General features: G+C 62.2%; 18 protein-coding genes and 1 other RNA gene. 5 read left to right on the forward strand and 14 right to left on the reverse strand.

All coding sequences use genetic code 11. The features are described from left to right. Positions 1-3 precede the first annotated feature (3 nt). From ABIB44_RS00415 to ABIB44_RS00440, 6 genes are all read right to left on the reverse strand, one after another. The gene (locus ABIB44_RS00415) at positions 4-294 is read right to left on the reverse strand and encodes a hypothetical protein (RefSeq protein ID WP_354582642.1); all 291 of its coding nucleotides are present in this window, start codon (positions 292-294) and stop codon (positions 4-6) included. 233 nt (positions 295-527) lie between these two features. After that, complete coding sequence (locus ABIB44_RS00420; protein ID WP_354582643.1) at positions 528-722, reverse strand: hypothetical protein; 195 nt, start codon at positions 720-722, stop codon at positions 528-530. An 80-nt stretch (positions 723-802) separates the two neighbouring features. Continuing rightward, positions 803-1,717 carry a universal stress protein gene (locus ABIB44_RS00425; protein ID WP_354582644.1) on the reverse strand — a complete coding sequence of 305 codons (915 nt, stop codon included), beginning with the start codon at positions 1,715-1,717 and terminating at the stop codon, positions 803-805. Between the two features lie 202 nt (positions 1,718-1,919). Further along, positions 1,920-2,741 carry a universal stress protein gene (locus ABIB44_RS00430; protein WP_354582645.1) on the reverse strand — a complete coding sequence of 274 codons (822 nt, stop codon included), beginning with the start codon at positions 2,739-2,741 and terminating at the stop codon, positions 1,920-1,922. Positions 2,742-2,768: 27 nt separating this feature from the next. Then, the gene (locus ABIB44_RS00435; RefSeq protein ID WP_354582646.1) at positions 2,769-2,969 is read right to left on the reverse strand and encodes a hypothetical protein; all 201 of its coding nucleotides are present in this window, start codon (positions 2,967-2,969) and stop codon (positions 2,769-2,771) included. Then, positions 2,953-4,419 carry a BON domain-containing protein gene (locus ABIB44_RS00440; protein WP_354582647.1) on the reverse strand — a complete coding sequence of 489 codons (1,467 nt, stop codon included), beginning with the start codon at positions 4,417-4,419 and terminating at the stop codon, positions 2,953-2,955. Before ABIB44_RS00440 ends, ABIB44_RS00435 begins: the two co-directional genes overlap by 17 nt. A gap of 271 nt (positions 4,420-4,690) precedes the next feature. On the opposite strand from ABIB44_RS00440, the gene ABIB44_RS00445 reads away from it, so the two are divergent. Further along, positions 4,691-5,821 (forward strand): PAS domain-containing sensor histidine kinase, encoded by a 1,131-nt coding sequence (locus tag ABIB44_RS00445; protein ID WP_354582648.1) that lies wholly within the window; start codon positions 4,691-4,693, stop codon positions 5,819-5,821. 308 nt (positions 5,822-6,129) lie between these two features. Here the strand turns inward: ABIB44_RS00445 and ABIB44_RS00450 are convergent, their stop codons facing one another. Then, positions 6,130-6,900 (reverse strand): DUF1573 domain-containing protein, encoded by a 771-nt coding sequence (locus tag ABIB44_RS00450; RefSeq protein ID WP_354582649.1) that lies wholly within the window; start codon positions 6,898-6,900, stop codon positions 6,130-6,132. A gap of 264 nt (positions 6,901-7,164) precedes the next feature. On the opposite strand from ABIB44_RS00450, the gene ABIB44_RS00455 reads away from it, so the two are divergent. Continuing rightward, positions 7,165-9,585, forward strand: a complete 2,421-nt coding sequence (locus ABIB44_RS00455; RefSeq protein WP_354582650.1) for an alpha-ketoacid dehydrogenase subunit alpha/beta — start codon at positions 7,165-7,167, stop codon at positions 9,583-9,585. A 19-nt stretch (positions 9,586-9,604) separates the two neighbouring features. Here ABIB44_RS00455 and ABIB44_RS00460 read toward each other — a convergent pair whose 3' ends face one another. Further along, positions 9,605-10,180: a hypothetical protein gene (locus ABIB44_RS00460; RefSeq protein ID WP_354582651.1), complete on the reverse strand. Its 576-nt coding sequence runs from the start codon at positions 10,178-10,180 to the stop codon at positions 9,605-9,607. Between the two features lie 120 nt (positions 10,181-10,300). Between ABIB44_RS00460 and ABIB44_RS00465 the strand changes: the two genes are divergently transcribed. Next, positions 10,301-11,317 (forward strand): acyl-CoA synthetase family protein, encoded by a 1,017-nt coding sequence (locus tag ABIB44_RS00465; RefSeq protein WP_354582652.1) that lies wholly within the window; start codon positions 10,301-10,303, stop codon positions 11,315-11,317. 602 nt (positions 11,318-11,919) lie between these two features. Here the strand turns inward: ABIB44_RS00465 and ABIB44_RS00470 are convergent. Then, the gene (locus ABIB44_RS00470; RefSeq protein WP_354582653.1) at positions 11,920-13,083 is read right to left on the reverse strand and encodes a sigma-54-dependent transcriptional regulator; all 1,164 of its coding nucleotides are present in this window, start codon (positions 13,081-13,083) and stop codon (positions 11,920-11,922) included. 255 nt (positions 13,084-13,338) lie between these two features. Between ABIB44_RS00470 and ABIB44_RS00475 the strand changes: the two genes are divergently transcribed. Both ABIB44_RS00475 and ABIB44_RS00480 read left to right on the forward strand, forming a co-directional pair. After that, the gene (locus tag ABIB44_RS00475; RefSeq protein WP_354582654.1) at positions 13,339-14,622 is read left to right on the forward strand and encodes a PQQ-dependent sugar dehydrogenase; all 1,284 of its coding nucleotides are present in this window, start codon (positions 13,339-13,341) and stop codon (positions 14,620-14,622) included. A gap of 3 nt (positions 14,623-14,625) precedes the next feature. Then, positions 14,626-15,078: a c-type cytochrome gene (locus tag ABIB44_RS00480; RefSeq protein ID WP_354582655.1), complete on the forward strand. Its 453-nt coding sequence runs from the start codon at positions 14,626-14,628 to the stop codon at positions 15,076-15,078. A 161-nt stretch (positions 15,079-15,239) separates the two neighbouring features. Here ABIB44_RS00480 and rnpB read toward each other — a convergent pair. From rnpB to ABIB44_RS00505, 5 genes are all read right to left on the reverse strand, one after another. Continuing rightward, an RNA gene (rnpB, locus tag ABIB44_RS00485) (RNase P RNA component class A) lies at positions 15,240-15,651 on the reverse strand. Between the two features lie 16 nt (positions 15,652-15,667). Continuing rightward, positions 15,668-16,066: a hypothetical protein gene (locus ABIB44_RS00490; RefSeq protein ID WP_354582656.1), complete on the reverse strand. Its 399-nt coding sequence runs from the start codon at positions 16,064-16,066 to the stop codon at positions 15,668-15,670. A 44-nt stretch (positions 16,067-16,110) separates the two neighbouring features. Further along, a complete protein-coding gene (locus tag ABIB44_RS00495) occupies positions 16,111-17,976 on the reverse strand; it encodes a M1 family metallopeptidase (RefSeq protein WP_354582657.1) in 1,866 nt (621 codons plus the stop codon). Positions 17,977-18,083: 107 nt separating this feature from the next. Further along, positions 18,084-19,316: a Smr/MutS family protein gene (locus ABIB44_RS00500; protein ID WP_354582658.1), complete on the reverse strand. Its 1,233-nt coding sequence runs from the start codon at positions 19,314-19,316 to the stop codon at positions 18,084-18,086. 298 nt (positions 19,317-19,614) lie between these two features. After that, entirely contained in the window at positions 19,615-20,535 is a 921-nt protein-coding gene (locus tag ABIB44_RS00505) for a DUF2279 domain-containing protein (RefSeq protein ID WP_354582659.1), read from the reverse strand. Between the last annotated feature and the right edge of the window lie 34 nt (positions 20,536-20,569).

The following is a 20,569-nucleotide window of genomic DNA, read 5'->3' on the forward strand; positions in this document are numbered from 1 at the left end:
AGATTAGCGCTTTAGCTGTTTTTGCAGGGCATCGATAGGGGCCAGCTCGCCGGGCAGGTAGAAGGAGTCAAATGGGCGGAGCCGCCGCAGCTCAGTCAGCAGTACCGGGGCAATGCGCTCGGGCGCGTGGTGCGCCCGCCGTGTGCCACCCGGTGCCCCACCGCCCGGATGGTGCCGAAATCGGCGTGCAATGCCAGCCAATCGAGCAAAAAAAGTCACGGGGGCGGCCGGCTTGGCGGTGGCTACCGCGAGCGTGGTGCCAATCAGCCCGATTCGGGTGAGAGGGCCAAGCACGCCCCGCCCGGCGGTTTCGGCCAGACTGTACCTGGCAAATTTGATGCTCGGCGAGTTGCCGCTAGGGGCCAGCTTCCACGGCCAGCTGCATTTGGGAAGGCTGGCGTAACATTCTATCGGACAACGGGGCGCGGCGGCCTCTGCGTGGCGCGGGCGTAGGAGCTGAACAAGGCCAGCACGGCCAGCAGCATCACCGAAAACATGAGTGTGGGCGTTATCATGGGTGTGGATGGTTAAAGAGTGGTTTGCTCGTTGCGCAGGTCGAACACGTTGCCGCCTTCGGTCCGGTGGTCGGGGGCAGGCGCTGGGTCGGGCCTGGTCGGCGGATGCCCATAGTCGCCGTAGTGCGGCGTGCCATTGGGGGCTTCGGTGGTTCGTTTCGGTACCGCTGGCGTGGCGGTAGGCGGAAGCAGGGGCTTTTTCTTCATGGGTTCAGGAGTAAAAATGAGCAAGTGAAAACGCCGGGCCCGGCAGTTGGTGGGCAGTGTATCAGTTGGCGGGCAGTGCATCAGTTGGCGGGCATCAAACCAGAAATCACCGAATTCGTGACCTGGGCGGCGGTGGCCAACAGGCCGGAATCGGGGGTAGCCGCTGGGGTAGCCACCGGCAGCACCAGCACCGGCACGGGGCAATGGGCCAACAAATGAGCCGTTACGCTCTGGTGAAACAGCTCGCCGAGGTAGCTGCGCTCGCGGGCCAGCACGACGACCAAATCGGCCTGGGTGTCCTGCACGGCCGCCAGTACGCCATCGGCGTAATGGTCGTGCTGATAGCCGCGCAGCTCGGGCGTGGGAAGCCCCTGCACCAAACCGCTGAGCTGCACGGCGCGCAGCGCGGCGCTGCACCCGGCGTCGTCTTCGACCCCGCTCGATACGTGGGCCACGGTGAGCGCCACGCCGGGCAGCGCCAGCAGCTGGCGCAGGGGTTGTGCATCGGCGGCCAGGGCGAAGGGCTCACGGTCGGCGGCGATGAGGATGCGCTGCGGCGGCTGGTCGGCCGGGGCGGTGGCCGGCACCAGCAGCAGCGGAAGGTGGCTGGCCCGCAGCAGCTCGGCGCAGGCCTGGGCCACGCTGCTGTCGGCCTGGTTAGGGCCGGGCTGGCTGAGCACGAACAGGACCGGATGATGCCGCTTGGCCAGGTCCCGGGCTACTTCGGGCAGCAGGTCGGTGGCTACTTCCACGGTGGGCTGGGTGTGCAGCTCCTCGGCCAGCCGGTAGAGGGCGGCGGCGGTTTCGGTCTGGCGGTTCAGCTCGTCCTGGTGGTAGCTGTCGGCCATCAGCGCGTAGGGGTCGAACATGGATGCCCGCTTGACGTGCAGGAGCACCAATGGGCCGTGCAGGGCCTGGGCCAGGGTATTGGCGTAGTGCACCGTGTGGCGGGGCGTGGGGTAGAAGCCGGCGAAAACAACGAGGGTGAGGGCCATGATGGAGTGGGGTAATTGCAGGGTGAGGGTGGGAGCAGGTAAAAAAGGCAGTCATGCTGAGCGCAGCCGAAGCACCTTTAGCGGGGAAGCAATCAAGCAGCAAGGATGATTGAATCAGTTTTGCGGGCAAAATCCTTCGCTGCGCGCAACTGCATCACGGCCTTTTTCAGCCCAAATACCAAAGCCGAAAGCTCAAACTCGCCTAATCCGCGGCCGGTAGCACCAGCACCGGAATGGCGCTTTCGCGCAGCAGCTGCGCCGTTGCGCTGCGGTGGAACAGGCCGCCCAGCAGGCTGTGACGGCGCGCGATGACGACCAGCATATCGGCCTGCTGCCCGGCGGCTTCCTGTATGATACCGCCCACCACCGTGTTCTGATACACCTGGCGCAGGCTGCTTTCGGTCAGCTCGTTCACCAGGTCATTGGCGCGTACCGTGTCGAGCACGGCGGCCGCACTCGGAGTCAGTTGGCCGTCACCAATTACCTGTACCAGACGGAGGGTGCCATGGGTGGCGTGCAGCAGCTGGCTGAGCACGTCGCGGTATTCCACCAGGCTGAAGGGTTCGCCATCTACGGCCAGCAGGAAGCGGCGGGGCGGGAAGGCATCCCAGCCGGTCGGCGGTATCACCAGCAGCGGGTAAGGCGTGTGGCGCAGCAGGTCCATGGCCGTAGTCGTCACCAAGTCTTCGGGGCTGGGCTCGGCCCTGGCCCGGCCCAGCACCACCAGCAGGGGCGGGCGCTGCCCCACCACTTCCTGCACGGCGTCGGCCAGGGAGAAATCCGAAATATCCACCGCCGTGGCCACGGGCTGCTCGTTCGCCAGCTTTTCCATGGCGTACAATGTTCTCAATTCGCCTTCGGCCGTATGCCGGCTGGCAAATGCGGCGGGGGCCAGCAGCTCATCGTGGCGGGCGTGCAGCAGCAGCAGGCTGGCTTTCAGGGGCACGGCCAGCCCGGCCGCGTACGACAAGGCCCGGTTGGTAACGGCGAAAAAATCGGTCAGAACAACGATGGAAGGCGTCATGGCAATGAAAAAAGGAGGATGAAAAAATCAGTGCGCCGGAGGCCGGGCCGGGGCAGTGGTGCCAATGGCCCGGGGCTCACCCGGCGGCAGCGGGCCGGGGGCAGCGTACAACCAGTCGTCGGCCGCCATGCACGCGTCGGCCTCCCGCGCGCCCTGCCGCGTGCCGGCGCTGATGGACCACGCCGCGTCTTCGGCGCGATGACGGCCGGGGCTAAGCTTCGATTCCATGGGCGGCTAGGGTTTGGGTGTTGCTGCTGAGGGGCGCGCTGGTGAGCACGAGCAGGTGGTTATTCACGGCGTGGGCACCGGCCTCGCGGGCTTCCTCGGCCGCCAGCTTGCGGTCGAGCCAGGTGTCGACGATGCCGGTGAGCGTAGCGCGGCCATTGACGACCCGGACGTTCACGTCCTGGTCGTGCAGCCCCGCCGACCAGCAGTAGCGGGCCCGGATGCGGGCTTCCAGCGACTGGTCGGGGTTGAGCAGCGATGATTCCGGCCCGGCCGCGGCGGCCGGGCCCACCAGGTCCAGCTGGTTATTCACGCCGACCACCCCGGTCGCGCCCGCCGCCACCTCGGCGGCTTGTTCCCGTTCAAAACGCGTGTCGACCCGCCCCGTGAGCAAGGCCTGCCCGCCGTGCACCTGCACGCCGAATACCAGGTGGCCCACGTAGGGGTCGCGGGCCAGGGCGGCCGCGACGGTCTGGCGAATGTCCTCGTCGGGCACCAGCCGGGCGGGCCGCACTTTCAGCAGATTATGCACGTTGGCCACGCCCACGACGTGGCGGGCGTCCTGTTCGGCCTCCTGTCGGGTGCGCAGGTTGCGCACGGTGCCGGCCAGGGTCACCACCCCGTCGAGCACCTGCACCAGCGTTTCGGCCGAGCGTATCCGGGGGTTGAAGTGGAGCGTGGCGCGGACGGCGACCGCAATGGCGGCATCGGCTTTCGGGGCAAATTTCTCGCGGCGGATTGCGCGGCCCAGCGCCCAGTAGGCCACAAACAGGTCGCGGGCATCTACGCGGGTGGCCCCGGCCTGGTAGGCAATCGCGATGAGGCGGTCCTTTTCGGCGGCCGTGCCCACCGTGCCCGACAGGTGCACCACCTGCCCGGTGGTGCAAACTGCCACCAGCGCCCCATTTATGCGAATGTCCCAATCGAGCCGCTCCCGGATTTGGGTGGTGATTTCCTCGTCGGAATTCAGGATTGCCCCCCCCCGAATCATCAACGACTCACCGTCGAAACCACGCACGCCGCGCACGCCTTGCACCACGCGCAGCACCAGCTGCTTCTCGGCCCAGGTCTGCACCAGGCCGCTCAGCGTCACCACGCCGTGGTGGGCCAGGCAATGCACCTGGTAGTCGTCGGTGGCTGGGTCGTCGGCCAGGGCGCGGGCCACGGCATGCTGCAGCGCGGCATCGGCCACCTCGGCGGTACGCACGGCCATGGCGCTGTGCAGGCCACATACCCCGCGCACGGCCAGCACAATTTCCTCGGCCCGCTGCTGCGCCAGCAGGTTATCGACGAAGCCGGTGAGCTCGACGATACCCGCGCGGGTCTGCACGGCAATCAGGTGCGCGGCGAGGCCTTTTTTGGTGGCCAGCAGCGTCTGGATAGCGGCCGTGATGTCGGCATCGGCCACGCGCTCGGTGGGCGCGGGCGGCGGCAGCAGTTGGGCAGTTTGCATGAGCGGGTGGGATTGGAGGTGAGAGAAGGCGAACTGGCGTGAAAACCAGCCTCCCACAAATGTCCCCGCCTCCCACTGGCTTTCCCATGACAAGAATTTCCGCATCGCATGACATCCGTCAGGTACAAGGCTCCTGCCCCTAAAACCTGCTCCCGATGGCCGGTGAGCGGAACCGCGTAGTCGGTTTCTCCCAGGTAGTTGCGCTTGGCTTCCTGCTTTCTTACAAAGTGCCGTACCTTCACTGAATATCCACAAAGCCAATTATTTAGGGATGCCTAATTTCGCCACCTTCTTTCTGGACCAGGCGATAGCCAGCTCCCACATCCAGTTTATCTACGACCCGCTCGTGCAGCGCGTCGTGTTCGTGAACGCGGCCTACGAGCGGGTCCTGAACGGCACAACGGCCGGGGTGAATGCCGAGCTGCCGGCCTTGCTCCAGCGCCTGCACCCCGACGACCTGGCCTACCTGACCCACTACTGGAAGCGCTGGGTTGCCGGCCGGCAGCCCGACGAGGTGGAAGTGCGGCTGCTCCATCCGGGCCAGCCCCACCAGTGGTTTTGCCTCACGCCCTCGCACGAGCTGCTCGCCGATGGCCGGGTGCTGCTAGGGGGCTCCCTGCGCGATATAAGCGTGATGAAGCGCTACCAGGAAAACGCCGACCTGTTCAACAGCCGCAAAAACGCGACCCTCGAAATTCTCTCGCACGACTTGAGCGGCGCGTTCATCATGGTGCAGCAGATTGCCCAGTTCTTGCGCGAGGAAGTGGCTTCGCCCGTCAGCAGCCGGGTGCCCGATATGCTGAGCGTACTCGAAACCACCAGCCGCGACAGCGTGACGATGATTCGGGAGCTCGTTAATCTGGAGTTCCTGACCTCGGCCAACACCGACCTGAAAGTGGACCGCGTGGACGTGGGGGCCGTGCTGCGCGTGCCGCTCGACCAGCTCCAAACCGGCCAGCGCCTGCTCGGCCACGCCTTCACCTACACCCTGCCCACCGAGCCGATTTACGCCAACGTGGACGTCAACAAATTCACCCAGGTACTCATCAACCTGGTCGGCAATGCCTTCAAGTTTACCCCCGATACCGGACACGTCGCGGTGCACATCGAGCCGGGGCCCGGGGTCGTGCGCATCCACGTCGTGGACGATGGCGTCGGCATTCCGCTGGCGATGCAACCCTACCTGTTCGAGCGGTTCACCAAAGCCCGGCGGCCGGGCCTGCGGGGCGAGGCAACCACCGGCCTGGGCCTGGCGCTGTGCAAAACCATCGTCGAGTGGCACCACGGCCACATCTCAGTAGTTAGCAGCGAAGGCAATGGCAGCACCTTCACCATTGAAATTCCCCGGGCCGAAACCAAAGGCAGCCCGGCCATATTGGGATTGGTGGGGCTAGCCGGATAGCCGGCTCGTTCGCAGCCATTGCCACCAACGCAGGCAACTGCTTCGGGCTTATTAACTGTTGCCACGCACCTGCTCGCTGGTGCGCAAGCAGTTACAAGAATTACGTCAACGTAAAGTATGGCAGCCCCAGAGGGGCGACATGGCGGTAGCAAAGCTTTGTCAATCAAAAAAAAGCCCAGTGGGGCGACCCTCGGCTGTCATTCAAGCGAGTGTAGCCCCACTGGGCTTTATTAATACGTCTCGGTTGCTTACTACCGGTGTACCACTCCTCCGGAGCTTACTGAAGGTGGGTCTGCTTAAGCCTTGGGTTATTTAAACGGCACGCTCGTCGTGCTTTCCTTCATCATGCTGGTGCCGGTGAGGTCGCGCACGATGGTGGCACTGAGCGTGATTTTGGCATCGCCGTTCACGTCGTTAGAGGTGATGGTAACGGCGTCGCTCACCTGCCCGAGCTGGCGCTGGGTATAGAGCAGCTCTACCACTTCGCTCTGGCCGGGGGCAATGGGCGCGGGGTTGGTTTTGTAGCCCACGCAGTAGCAACCCGACGTCAGCGCCCCCAGCACCAGCTCGGTCTTGCCCGTGTTTTTGACGGTGAACCGTGCCACCGGCTGCTGGCCGGCCTCCATCTTGCCAAAATCGTGGGTGCTGCGGTCGAGCACCAGGTGGGGCGACTGCGCCAGCTGGGTCGCCGTGAGGGTGGGCTTAATCTGTTCTTTGGTCAGTACCGAGCCTTTGATGCTGAGGACCTTGCTGGCCTCGGCGGCGTTGCTGGTCACGGTCACGGTTTTGTTGAACACGCCGGGCCGGCCGGCGCTGTTGTACATGGCCCGGATGACGCCCATTTTGCCGGGCAGCACCGGCGTTTTGGTCCAGTCGGGGGTGGTGCAGCCGCAGCTGGCCTGCACGTTGGCAATAACCACGGGCTGGTTGCCGGTGTTCCGGAACTTGAACTCGTAGGTCGCCATGGTGCCCTCGGGCACATTGCCGAAATCGTGGTTGTCGGTCGTGAACTGCATCACGCCCTGGGCGTGGCTGGCCCCGGCCAGCAGCAGGAGGCAAAGGGTAAGAAATTTCTTCATGACGGTAAATCGAATTAAGCGCTTCGAAAAAGAAAACCGAAAGCTTCAGCCGGCAGTCCGGCCCGGTTACGCTACTAAATCAGCGGATTGAAGCGGCGGGCCGGCCGAAATCTTTCGGTTCATTCCCCGTCTCGTTCCTTGCCCAAATATACGGGCAAAGCCCCGGTGCCACCCACCCGGCCGCGATTCCGTATTTTTGCCAGCGGGTTCCGACCCGCTGCCCGCTCTATATCAAAATTCCCACTCCGCCCATAGCCCGTATTTATGTCCGCTGCCGAAACCGTTGCGCCTACGCAGGCCGCGCCCCTCACCAAGGCCGATTTCCTTTCTGATTACCGCCTGGCCTGGGAAAGCCGCCACGCCTCGCTGGCGGGCCGCAAAGAAGTGTTCATGGGCAAAGCCAAGTTTGGCATCTTCGGCGATGGCAAGGAAGTGCCGCAGCTGGCCATGGCCCGCGCCTTCCAGAACGGCGACTTTAGGGCCGGCTACTACCGCGACCAGACGTTTATGGCGGCCATCGGCCAGCTCACCTGGGAGCAGTATTTTGCCCAGCTCTACGCCAACCCCGACGTGGAGGCCGAGCCCGCCACCGCCGGCCGCGCCATGAACGGCCACTTCGCCACCCGCATGCTGGATGAGGATGGCAACCTGCGCGACCTCGCCCACACTAAAAACTCCTCGGCCGACATTTCGCCCACCGCCGGCCAGATGCCGCGCCTGCTGGGCCTGGCCTACGCCTCCAAGCTGTTCCGCCAGAATCCCGAGCTGCACCAGTTCGACACGCTTTCGACCAACGGCAACGAGGTGGCTTTCGGCACCATCGGCAATGCCAGCACCTCGGAAGGCATGTTCTTCGAGGCCCTGAACGCGGCCGGCGTGCTCCAGGTACCCATGCTGGTGAGCGTGTGGGACGACCACTACGGCATCTCGGTGCCCGCCGAATACCAGACCACCAAGCAGAGCATCAGCGACATTATGATGGGGCTGCAGCGCGACGGGGAAGGCCAGTCAGGCTTCGAAATTTACGTGGTGCGCGGCTGGGACTACGCCGGCCTGGTCGATACCTACCAGCGCGCCGCCGCCGTATGCCGCGAGCAGCACGTACCCGTCCTCATCCACGTCACGGAGCTCACGCAGCCGCAGGGGCACAGCACCAGCGGCTCGCACGAGCGCTACAAAAGCAAGGACCGCCTGAGCTGGGAAGAGGACCACGACTGCCTGCACAAGCTGCGCGAGTGGCTGCTGGCCGAAGGCCACGCCACCGAGCTGGAGCTCGACGGCATCGAGAAAGCCGCCGCGGCCGTCATCAAAACGGCCCGCACGGCCGCCTGGGCCGCGTTCTTCGACCCCATTAAGGCCGAGCGCGATGAGGCCGTGGCCATGCTGGATAAGCTAGTAGCCGCCACCGGCACCGAAAACACCATGCACGAGTTGGTGGAGCAGCTGCGGGCCAACCCCACGCCCATTCGGGCCGACGTGGTGCGGACCCTGCGCCGCGCCCTGCGCGCCGTGCGCAATGAGCAGCGCAGCTTCGACCGCCGCGCCATTCAGCGCCACCTCGAGCAGCTGCTGGCCGAAAACGCCGACCGCTACAACTCCAACCTGTTCAGCCAGAGCGAGTGGGCCGTGGGTAACATCGAAGAAGTGCCCGCCGCCTACGCCGCCGACGCGGCGCAGGTGGATGGCCGTGAGGTGCTCCAGGCCTGCTTCAATGCCAACTTCCAGCGCGATGCCCGAATCTTCGCCATCGGCGAGGACGTGGGCAAGATTGGCGACGTGAACCAGGCCTTTGCGGGCTTGCAGGATAAGTTCGGCGAGCTGCGCGTGACCGATACCGGCATCCGGGAGTGCACCATTGCCGGGCAGGGGATAGGCGCGGCCCTGCGCGGCCTGCGCCCCATCATCGAAATCCAATACCTCGACTACCTGCTGTATGCCATCCAGATTCTGAGCGACGACCTGGCTTGCCTGCAGTACCGCACCAAGGGCGGCCAGAAAGCCCCCCTCATCGTGCGCACCCGCGGCCACCGGCTGGAGGGCGTGTGGCACTCGGGCTCGCCCATGCAGATGATTCTGGGCAGCATCCGGGGCATGCACTTGTGCGTGCCGCGCAACATGGTGCAGGCCGCCGGCTTCTACAACACGCTGCTGCGCAGCGACGAGCCCGCCATCGTGATTGAGTGCCTGAACGGCTACCGCCTAAAGGAGAAAACGCCGAGCAACGTGGGTGAATTCACGCTGCCGCTGGGCCGCCCCGAGGTGCTGCTGGCCGGCACCGACGTGACGGTGGTTACCTACGGCTCGATGTGCCGCATCGTGATGGATGCAGCCCGGCAGCTGGCCGAGGTGGGTATCTCGGTCGAGGTTATCGACGTGCAGACCCTGTTGCCCTTCGACACCGACCAACTCATTGCCGACAGCCTGGCCAAGACCAACCGCGTGGTATTTGCCGACGAGGACGTGCCCGGCGGTGCCAGCGCCTACATGATGCAGCAGGTGCTCGATGGCCAGCAGGCCTACCGCTTTCTCGACGCGCAGCCGCGCTGCCTGGCCGCGCAGCCCCATCGCCCGGCCTACAGCTCCGACGGCGACTACTTCAGCAAGCCCAACGCCGAAGACGTGTTCGACACCGTGTACGAGCTGATGAGTGAGACCGCGCCGGAGCAGTTCCCCGGTATTTATTAACGCAAAAAAAACGCTGGGCTTATGGGCCCAGCGTTACTTCAGTGGTCGTGACCGTGTTGCTCTGATGAAAAGCCCGGTCCATGATGCTGATTTCAAATCGGAGCACGTCGCCTGCCGAGTAGGAAGTGCGGTTGAGAGGCAGCCGCAGCTTGTAGCGGAGTGTCCCCTTTAGCGGGGCCGGTTTGGTGTCGGTAGTAGTTTCGAGGCGCGGGTAGCGCCCATCGTATTCGCCGGGGAAACCGCTGGGCGTGTAGAAGGGTGCGAACTTGCCGTTTATCTTTTTGAAGGGCTGGATGAAGTAATTGTTGCTGGTAGCGAGGTTGTTGTGGCCCCCGGTTTGCGCGTTGTAGGGCGCAGCTTTCGCATCGTCGGCATCGAGGCCCAGGTCGCCGTCGCCGTCCTGGAAATCGACGGCAAACTCAAGGGTGTCGGCGGCCGTCGCTCCCGCCACGATTGGGGGAACGTAGATATTCTTCAGATTATTGAACGTGATGGTTGGCTCCACCGGGAATTCGGGTGCCTTCAGGCAGCTGCTGGTGCCGGCCCAACCCAGGCCCAGCAGGGCCACTGCCCCCAGAGTACGAAACAGATTCATAGAAACCAAAGAAGTGAGAGTTCAGGAGCTTAACGGCCACCGCGGCCCCAAAGTACGTTCTTCGCAACGAATAGTGGTAGTGGTTGGTTCAGCCCTGGCCTTGTTGCTCCCATGCTGCTTATGTCATTCCGTTCCGATTTTATCCGTGCCCTGCCGCTCCTAGCGCCCGACAACTTCACGGCCGCGGCCCTGGCCCTGTTCCGGTACCAGGCCGCGCACTGCCCGCCTTATGCGCAGTACCTGGCCCAGCTGCGCCGCGAGCCTGCCGCCGTGGCCCGGCTCACGGATATTCCCTTCCTGCCAATCGAGTTTTTTAAAACCCATGAGGTGCGCACCGACCCCGCCGGGCCCGGGCCCGCAAGCTGGCAGCCGCAGGAAGAATTCCTGAGCAGCGGCACGACCCTGCAGCAGCGCAGCCGCCACCTGGTGCGCGAGCCGAGCCTGTACCGCGAAAACGCCGCTCGCATTTTCGAGCAGTCCTACGGCCCACTCTCGGGCTGGACGTTTCTGGCCCTGCTGCCGTCCTACCTGGAGCAGGGCAACTCGTCGCTGGTGGCCATGGTGGACTACTTCGCCCGGCAGTCGGGCCAGGCGCAGCCCGCGTTTTTCCTGCACGACCACGCCGCCCTGCGTGCCGCCCTGGCCGAGGCCAAGCAGGTGGCGGGCCGCCGCGTCCTGCTCATCGGCGTGAGCTATGCGCTGTTAGACTTCGCTGCCGAAACTGGCCCCGCGCCCGAGCTTCAGGGCCTCACCGTGCTCGAAACGGGGGGCATGAAGGGCCGCCGCCGCGAGATGATTCGCGAGGAGCTGCATCAGGAACTGCAGCAGGCGTTCGGCCCGGCCGGCATCCACTCCGAATACGGCATGACGGAAATGCTCAGCCAGGCCTACTCGCTGGGCGACGGCCGTTTCCACTCCCCGCCACCGCTGCGGGTGCTGCTGCGCGAGCCTTCCGACCCGTTCTCAGTAGCCGAGTTCCGGCCCGACGGAGCCATCAACGTCATTGATTTGGCCAACGTGGATTCCTGTGCTTTTATTGAAACCAAGGATTTGGCGCGCATGCACCCGGATGGGAGTTTTGAGGTGCTGGGGCGAATGGATAATTCGGACGTGCGCGGGTGCAATCAGATGGTGTAGAAAGCAAATCGATGAGTTTCTGAGTTGCGTTATCTTGTATGACACTACTGAAAATAAACTATCTTGATTATGCATTCAAACAACAACCTTATTTGATGTTGACGCAGCGAAAGACCTGTCTGATAATAGCAATAACAGCTTACCTGCTTATTATGCTGATGGGTCAAATGATTGTCTTGCCATTTTTCTTATGGTTACTGTTTACACTATTTGACATTGGTAATATTGACCAGTTGCTGGTTGTGGCAGCATTTATTGGCTTGCGTATCATATACAAAAATTATAATAGAGCAAGAACGACGAAGACGCTAAGTTTTGACTTAATCAGTTTTATCTTACTCGCATCCCCTCTGGTTCGGCGGATGATAGTAGTACCCATTGAGCTTTTTAATTATTGGACTTTCATAATTCCTGTTGCGCTATTTGCTTTATCCTATACATCGTACTTATTTGTCGGGTTTAGAGAATATTTGAGAATAAATTCAAGCTTGAAATAACGAACAATACTTTCGATTACTGAATCATTGTGAGGTAGATAAAAAAGGTAGCCCCAGAATCAACCGATTCTGGGGCTACCTTTTCAACTATTGAAAATGAGCTTTCTATTTTCCCGCAAACGCCTTCGCGTCACCTTCCGAAATCGTATCGTCGCTCATAATGACGAGGCGCTCGACCACGTTGCGCAGCTCGCGGATGTTGCCGCGCCAGTCGAGGGCCTGTAGGTACTTCATGGCGGCGGGGTCTACTTTCTTGGGCTTGTTGCCATAGTCGGCAGCGATGTCGTTGAGGAACTTCTGAATCAGGTCGGGGATGTCCTCGCGGCGGTCGTTGAGGGCAGGCACCTGAATGAGAATCACCGAGAGGCGGTGGTAGAGGTCTTCGCGGAAGTTGCGCTCGGTAATTTCCTGCAGCAGGTTTTTGTTGGTGGCGGCCAGCACGCGCACGTTTACCGAGATTTCCTTTTCGCCGCCCACGCGGGTTATTTTGCTTTCTTGCAAAGCGCGCAGCACCTTGGCCTGGGCCGAGAGGCTCATGTCGCCGATTTCGTCCAGAAACAGGGTGCCGCCGTCGGCCTGCTCAAACTTGCCGATGCGCTGCTTCACGGCCGAGGTGAAGGAGCCTTTTTCGTGGCCGAACAGCTCGCTCTCAATCAATTCGGACGGGATGGCGGCGCAGTTCACCTCCACCAGCGGGCCGTTGGCGCGGCTGCTGAGCTCGTGCAGCTGCCGGGCTACCATCTCCTTGCCCGCGCCGTTGGGGCCGGTAATGAGCACGCGGGCATCGGTGGGAGCGACCTTTTCGATGGCTTTGCGCACGGCCCCGAGGGCGGCCGAGTTGCCCACCATCTCCGAGCCTTTGGTGACGGAGAGCTTCTTTTTCAGCGTCTTGGTTTCGGTCACGAGCTTGGTGCGGTCGAGGGCATTGCGCACCGTCACGAGCAGGCGGTTGAGGTCCGGGGGCTTGGAGAGGAAGTCGTAGGCCCCTTTCTTGGTGGCATCGACGGCGGTTTCGATGTTGCCGTGGGCCGATACCATGATAAAGGCTGCGTCGGCCCCCATGGCCTGGGCGCGGGTGAGGACTTCGAGGCCATCCATCTTGGGCATGCGGATGTCGCAGAGCACCACGTCGTACTTCTGCTGGATGAGCAGGTCGAGGCCGGCGGGGCCGTCTTCGGCCTGGTCGACTGTATAGTTTTCAAACTCCAGAATCTCCTTCAGCGTGTTGCGGATGGCTTTTTCGTCGTCGATAATGAGAATGCGGGGCATGGGGGCGGGAACAGGAATTGTTGCAAACAGCGAGGCGCGAAGGTAACGAAAAGCAACGCTAGGAGGTTAAGGACGGATACGGGGTGGAGGATAGATGCAACAGTTAGCGCTTCATCGTTAGCTTCGCTGAACTTCGCTTGCTGCTGTTGCCTGTTCGGCACGGTTGTTTGGGGTTTCGAATGTTCAACGACGAAACTTCAACTCTTGCACATCTATTGTTCTACCAACCCGGTCTTTTCAACTCAAGTTTTATTCATGAAAAATAAGATAACCCGCCCGCTGCTGTTCGCGGCGGCCCTGGTCGGCAGCTGCAGCCTGTATTCCCTCACCCAAAAAGTCATCCTGGCCCCCGACCCCAACAACGCCGGCCTGAAGCTGCCGGCCGGCTTCGGCGCGCTGGTGGTGGCCGAAACGGGTGGCCACGCCCGGCACCTGGCCGTCACGCCCCAGGGCACTATCTACGTGAAGCTGAATGCCGTGAAAAACGGCAAGGGCATTCTGGAGCTGCATCCCGGGGCCAACGGCAAGGCAACAGCCGCCCCCACGGGTTTCGGCAGCTACGGCGGCACGGGCATGTATGCCAAAGACGGCTTCCTTTATGCGTCGTCGGATGAGGAGGTGTTTCGCTACAAACTCGATGCAAAGGGGGAAGTGACTAACCCCGCGCAGCCCGAGAAAATCGTGACCGGCCTCATTAACCGGCAGCAGCACGAGAGCAAGTCCATCGTGCTCGACAACGTGGGCAACCTCTACGTCAACATCGGGGCCTACTCCAACTCCTGCCAGGTGAAGGACCGGCAGCGCGGCTCGCTGGGCCGGCAGGATTGCCCGGTGCTGGATTCGGCCGGCGGTATCTGGCAGTTTCGGGCCGATAAGGCCAACCAAGGCTACGGCACCGGCACCCGCTACGCCACCGGCCTGCGCAACGTGGTGGGCCTCGACTGGAACCCGCAGAACAACCAGCTCTTCGTGATGCAGCACGGCCGCGACCAGCTGCACGACAACTTCCCCGAGCTCTACGACGATAAGGAGTCGGCCGAGCTGCCTGCCGAGTGCCTGTACGCCCTTACCAAAGGAGCTAACGCCGGCTGGCCCTACCTGTACTACGACGGCCAGAAGCACCAGAAAATGCTGCCCCCCGAGTACGGCGGCGACGGCAAGAAACTCGCCGACCCCAAGTACCTGGAGCCGGCGGCGGCCTACCCCGCTCACATGGCTCCCGACGGCCTGCTATTCTACACCGGCACCATGTTCCCGGAGAAATACCGCAACGGCGCGTTCATCGCCTTCCACGGCTCCTGGAACCGCGCTCCCGAGCCGCAGAAAGGCTATTACGTCGTGTTTCAGCCCTTCAAAAACGGCAAGCCGGTGGGCGCTTGGGAAGTGTTTGCCGACAACTTTGCCGGTACCGCCGCCAAAGCCGCCTCCGGCCGCGCCGACCATAAGCCCTGCGGCCTGGCCCAGGGCCCCGACGGCTCGCTCTACGTGAGCGACGACAAGGCCGGCACCATTTACCGCATTATGTACACCAAGAAATAGGCTATGTTCGCGAAGAAGCTATCCATTATTCTCGGCTTGCTGGCTCTGGCTGGAGGTCCGACACTAGCCCAGAAAAGGCCCGCTGTTAAAGCCCCGGCCAAAAAAATGGCCGGCGTGCCCGCCGCGCTGCTGGCCCCGGGCAAATCCGTGTACACGCAATACTGCCTCACCTGCCACATGGCCGATGGCCTGGGTGTGGACGGCATGAACCCGCCGCTGGCAAAAACTGACTATGTATTGGGCGATAAAACCCGCCTTACCAACGTGCTGCTCAACGGCCTGCAGGGCGTGGAAATCGGCGGCGAACAATACCACGGCGTGATGCCCGCGCAGGCATCGCTGACCGACGCGCAGATTGCCGCCGTTTTGACTTACGTGCGCAATTCGTTTGGCAACAAGGCCAGCGTGGTGACGGTGGGAGAGGTGAAGGCGGTGCGGGCCGGGAACAAAAAGTAGGGTCGCCAACTGGTCCGACCGCCCTAGGCGGTCTGACCGGTTAAAGCACCACCGGCAACATTCCACAATTTCGTTCGCCCAACAACCGGTCGGACCGCCTAGGGCGGTCGGACCGGGATAACGTAAAAAGGCCACTCCCGTGCGGGAGTGGCCTTTTTACGTTGGGTGATGGGTCTGTAAGCCGGGTTTTGTCCGGGGCCGAAGCCCCTGCCTCACCATTTATCTAGGCCAGTCGTTGCCGAAAGGCTCCATCAACCTACCCGCTGGCGCCGGACGAGCCGCCCGGAGCCGATGCGGCCGAAGCCGCGCCGGCGTACCAGCTTATTTGGTCTTTCAACCCCTGAGGTTTACCCAGCCGGAACGGTCACCCGCCCGCTGGTGCGCTCTTACCGCACCTTTTCACCCTTACCGGCCACCCGAAGGCGACGTAGGCGGTATTTTCTGTGGCACTGGCTGTCCTGGCGAGCATGATACTCGCCAGTCCTTCCCGTTAGGAAGCAAGGTGCTCTGCGTTGCCCGGACTTTCCTCGTCGTCCTTCTTGCGTCGGACGCCGCGGTGAGGCGACCCATCACGTGGGCAAAGGTACAATTAGTCTCCATGAATTTCTACAGTCACAAACTCCTCTGAGAAATAAACATCCAGTGAAAGACTGCTTTCGTAATCTTTATACCTTATTGGCACGCCATCAGAAATTTTAACGTATTTTTCGTTTAAAAGCTTAATTACAGAGTTTGCTTCTGACTTTGGGTATAACCTCATTACCATATAGCAACTATCTTTTTCGTTAAGATAGAAAGTCTTGGTTGTTCTCGATGTATTATCGATATAAGCAATGTATTTATCGCCGGATTTGCTTACCCCACTTTTATAATTATTGCCATATTTAAGAATTATTTCACCTCTAGTGTAACCCACCCCTTGAGCTTTTGAGTGAGAGCTAATAAAGTAGAAGAAATAGAAACACAATAAAAAGGACAACTTATTCATTTTCGTATTATTAAAATGAGAGTGTGCAATATTAGCATCTAAATCTACTTCCCCTCCCACACATTATCCTTCGGGTAGCTGTCGGGCACGAGGGTGCTGCCCAGGGTGATGCGCCGGATGGGCTGCTTACTGACGATAGGCACCGTGATGGCCGTTTCGCCCGATTCCCAGACGCTGATGCTGCGGTGGAGCTTCTGGGTGGTGTTGTCGGCGAAGGTGAGGGTGAGGTCGACGGGGACGGGCTTGCGGCCGTGGGCTTCGATGCGGATGTCGTAGCCGGGGGCGGTTTTCTCGACGCGGGCGATGGCCAGGTCGGGGTAGCCGCCCTCGAAAAACCAGCGCTGCCAGAACCAGTTGAGGTTACGGCCCGCCCCGGCGTTCATGCTGTTAAAGAAGTCGGGCGGTAGCGGGTGTTTGCCGTTCCAGTTGGCGATGTAGGTGTGCAGGGCCTTGGTGAACAGCTCATCGCCAAGCATATCGCGCACGTAGAGGTAGCCCAGGCCGGGCTTGGGGTAAGAGTTGAGGAAGAAAGGCACGCCGCTCTGCTGGGTACTGAGCGTGACGATGGGCGCGTCCTGCTCGGTATCGGCGAACTGGGCGTAGCGGGCGATGCCGTAGTCGTCATCCAGCTTAGGCTCGATGATGCTGGATAGTACCCACTCGCCGATGGTGGCCCAGCCCTCGTCCATCCAGCCGTACTTGGTTTCGTTGATGCCCATGTAGAAGGGGAACATCGTGTGGAAGATTTCATGGTCGGTGAGGGTGATGGCGTCGTCGCGGGTGTCGGTGGGGTTGTCGTTTACCATCATCGGGTACTCCATCTGGTCGAGGCCGTCGAACACGGTTTCGTGGGCGTAGGGGTAGGGCCAGCGCGGGAAGGTGTAGCTCATGGCCTCCACCGTTTTGCGCGCGAATTGGATGACCTCTTCGTAGTCCTTGTGCTTGGGGCTGTACACGGCATCGACGCGGGTGCGGCGCTTGGTGGCGGGGTCTACGACCATGCTGGTGCTCTGCCAGGCGTAGTGGTCGGCGGTGGCGAACACAAAGTCCGTCACGTTCTTCGCCTCGAAGCGCCAGGTGTTCTGGGCGTTGGCGGCGGTGATGCCGCGCTGCCGGGCCTCCTCGGGGGTGATGATGAAGGAGACGGCGTCCTTCTGCTCGGCGGCGGCGAGGCGCTGGGCGTACTTGGGGGCCAGCACCTGGGTGGCGTTGGTGAGGTCGCCGGTGGCCCACACCACAAAGTCTTTGGGCACGGTGATAGCGGCCTTGAAATTGCCAAAGTCGTTGTAGAACTCCTGGTCGCCGGTGTAGGGCTGCTTATTCCAGCCGTCGAGGTCGTCGTACACGGCGATGCGGGGGAAGAAGTAGGCCACGAAGGCCGCCCCCGGCTCTACCTCGCCGGTGCGCTGGTGCGAGCCTTTGTTGAGGATGTAGGAGTAGGCCACGCGCACGGTGGCCGTTTGGTGGGCGGCCAGCGGTTGGCGCAGCGGCACCGGCATATTAGTCGCCTGAATGGGCAGCTTTTTCACATCAAAGGTTTCGCCGTTGATGCTGAGGGCGATGATGCTCACGCCCGGGCCAATGTCTTCGGGCGCGAAGGCTTTCACGCGGGGCGCGCCCTTCTGGTAAATGTTAGGGTAGAGCTTGAACCAGATTTTATCCAGCGCATCGGGGCTGTTATTCTGGTACTGGATGGTAGCGGTGCCAGCCACGCGGCGGGTAGCGGGGTCGAACGTAATGGTGAGGTCGTAATCGGCCGAGTTCTGCCAGTAGTTGGGGCCGGGCTGGCCGCTCTCGGCGCGGGTGCCCTTGGCAAATAGCGGCTGGAAGTTGCGCGGCAAAGGCAGGGGGTTCTGGGCCAGGGCAGGTAAGGCGAGGCACAGAAGAGCCAGTAAGAAGCGGAGACGCATGGGGCGGATAAAACAGCGAAACAAAGAGCGACCAGAACACAAAAGAACGTCATGCCTCGGCTACGCTCGGCATGACGTTCTATGTATGGTCAACCGACCAGCAAAAATTACTTCAGCCGCACCAGCGTGGCCCCGAAGCCGAATTTCTCTTTGCGCGCATCCTCGAAGAACTTGATGTCCTTGTTGCGGCTCAGCTGGCGGTGGATTTCCTTGCGCAGCACCCCGTTGCCCATGCCGTGGATGAACACAATCTCGTGCATGTTGGTGGCCAGCGCGCGGCTCAGCGTGTCCTCAAACGCATCCAATTGCAGGCGCAGGATGGCGGTGTTGCTCAGCTCCTCGGTGTTGTCGGGGCGCAGGGCTTCTAGGTGCAGGTCCACCTCGTGCGGCGGGGCCACAATGGCTGCGGCGGGCTTAGTTGGAGCGGCAGCCGCAACCACGGCGGCGGGTTTGGCCGGCGCATCGCCCGAAAGCTGGGCCTTCAGGGCGGCGGCATCCACGCCGGCCGGTTTGGCCGGCGCGGCCGCTGGAGCAGCCGGCACTTCCTGGGCCAGGGTTTCGGGCGCGATGGCGGCGGCAGCCCGCTCATCGAGCTGGAAAAGGTAGGCGTCCTTGCCAATCACTGGCGCGGGATGCTGGCTGCTGTAGAAGGTGCTGGCCTTAAACGCCTGGCGCTTGGTGAGCAGCTCGTAGGCCGCGTCGCCGTTCAGGCGGGTGGGCAGCAGCTGGAACACCACGGCGGGCCAGGTCTCGAAATCCTTCAGGTGCAGGAAGGAGAGGGGCTTGGTGCTGGCCTTGGGGCCAAGCTTGTCGGCGGCCAGGGCGCGGTAGGGGCGGGCGGCGGTTTCCTCGCCGTAGGTGAAGAGCACGTCGGCCTCGGTGTTGTTGATGAGCGTGACGCCCAGCAGCTCGGGCGACTGGTGCACCAGCGCCAGAAACAGGCCTTTGGCAGCGGCCGGCTGCTTGCCGCCGGGAATTCCGGGCCCGTTGCTGCCGGCCGGTTTGGCCACGCCTGCGCCGCTGGAGGCCACGGCGGCCAGGGCCTCCTGCAACGACGGCTGCGGGGGGCGGAGTGGGCCGGCCGAAGCCGCCGGGCGCTTGCTCTTGTCCTTCTTGCTGGCGTTGGCGTTTTTGCCGGGCGTCTGGCCAGGGCCGTAGTCGGGCGCGGCGCGGTCGAAATTCTTGCCTTCTTCCTGGGCTACCACCACTACCTCGCGCCGCAGCACGGGAATAGTAAAATCATTATCGATGGCGACTTCCACCAGCTCGCTGTCGAGCAGGCGGGTCACGATGCCTTCTTCGGTGCCGGTAAGCAGGCGCACTCTATCTCCTACATTCATAAATCACAGATTACGCAGATTTAAACGGATTTCACGGATTTTGTGGACGATTTGTAGTCCTCCGGAAGTAGTCCGTTTTGCTTTGTTTTGACCCATCTGCACGGACGGGGTTTGCAAAAGTACGTTTTTGAAGCGGCGACAGATGCCTTAACACTATTTAAAGCGCAATCCCTGCGACACTATTCCATTAAAATGCCGCCATAAGTCCCTGTCCAGTCATTCGGTGCCAGCAACTTAATGGGCTCCGAAAACCGTGAATCGCAGGTTAACATTGCCAAAATTGCTGTAATCCCTGGCTCTAATAGTAGAGTCCGTGAAAGCCGAAACCGTTGCGCGGGTTGTACTCCAGGGCCGGCGCGGGCAGGTGGAAAATACTGAGCGCGTAGAATACCCGCTTCAGCACCACGCTGCGGGTGGGAATGCGGCGCAGGTCCACGTCGACGGAAAGATAAAACTGCCGGTAGGGGCGTAGGCCGGCAGCCGCGTTGGTTCCATCATCGTTATAGACCATGTCCTGGCCGCCGTAGCCCACGGCGGGTTGCAGCCAGCGTGGCCAGCGGTTGCCGGGCTTCAGAAATGCGCCCACGTCGGTGCACAGCCAGTAGGTCTGGCCGTTGTAGTCCTTTAGCAGGCGCTCGGGCACGTTGCTGCCCAGCACGTTGGGCCGCTGGGCCGCGTAGCTGGTGAGGTGAAACGACCACTTGGGCATAATTCGGACGTCGTGCCAGGCCAGCTGCTGGGCCAGCAGCCCGGCCGAGCCCAGGAAATTGGCCGCCAAATCGGTAGCCGACGCGCCGTAGGCCGGGTCGAAGCCGTCGAGAATCTCAATCGGACTCTGCACGACGAACCCCACGAACGAGCCGTACCAAATGGCCTTTTTCTCACTCATTCCGGCCCAGCGCAGCATATCGACCGCGCCCCGGCTCTCCTGAAACGAGCCCCAGAAGTGGCCGCACTTGTCCAGCTGCTGCCACTCGGGCAGGTCGTTGAACCAGTGCAGCGGTACCCGCTCGCCCGTGTACCAGGCCGTGGTAAGGCCGGTGTATAGCACGCCGTAGCCCAGGGCCGTGCCGCCTACCAGCAGCCGAAGCCGCTGCCGGCGCAGCGCGGCCGAGTCGGGGGTAATTGGGGTGGGCGTTGCGCTCAGGACCGGGGCGCGGTCGGCGGTTGGAGCGGCTACTACCCCGGGCCCGGGCGGCGTTTGCGCTGAGCCAGCCACCGGTAGCGCCCACAGCCCGGCCGCTGCTACCGCT

The sequence above is a fragment of the Hymenobacter sp. UYCo722 genome, assembly GCF_040547115.1.
Taxonomy (GTDB): Bacteria; Bacteroidota; Bacteroidia; order Cytophagales; family Hymenobacteraceae; genus Hymenobacter.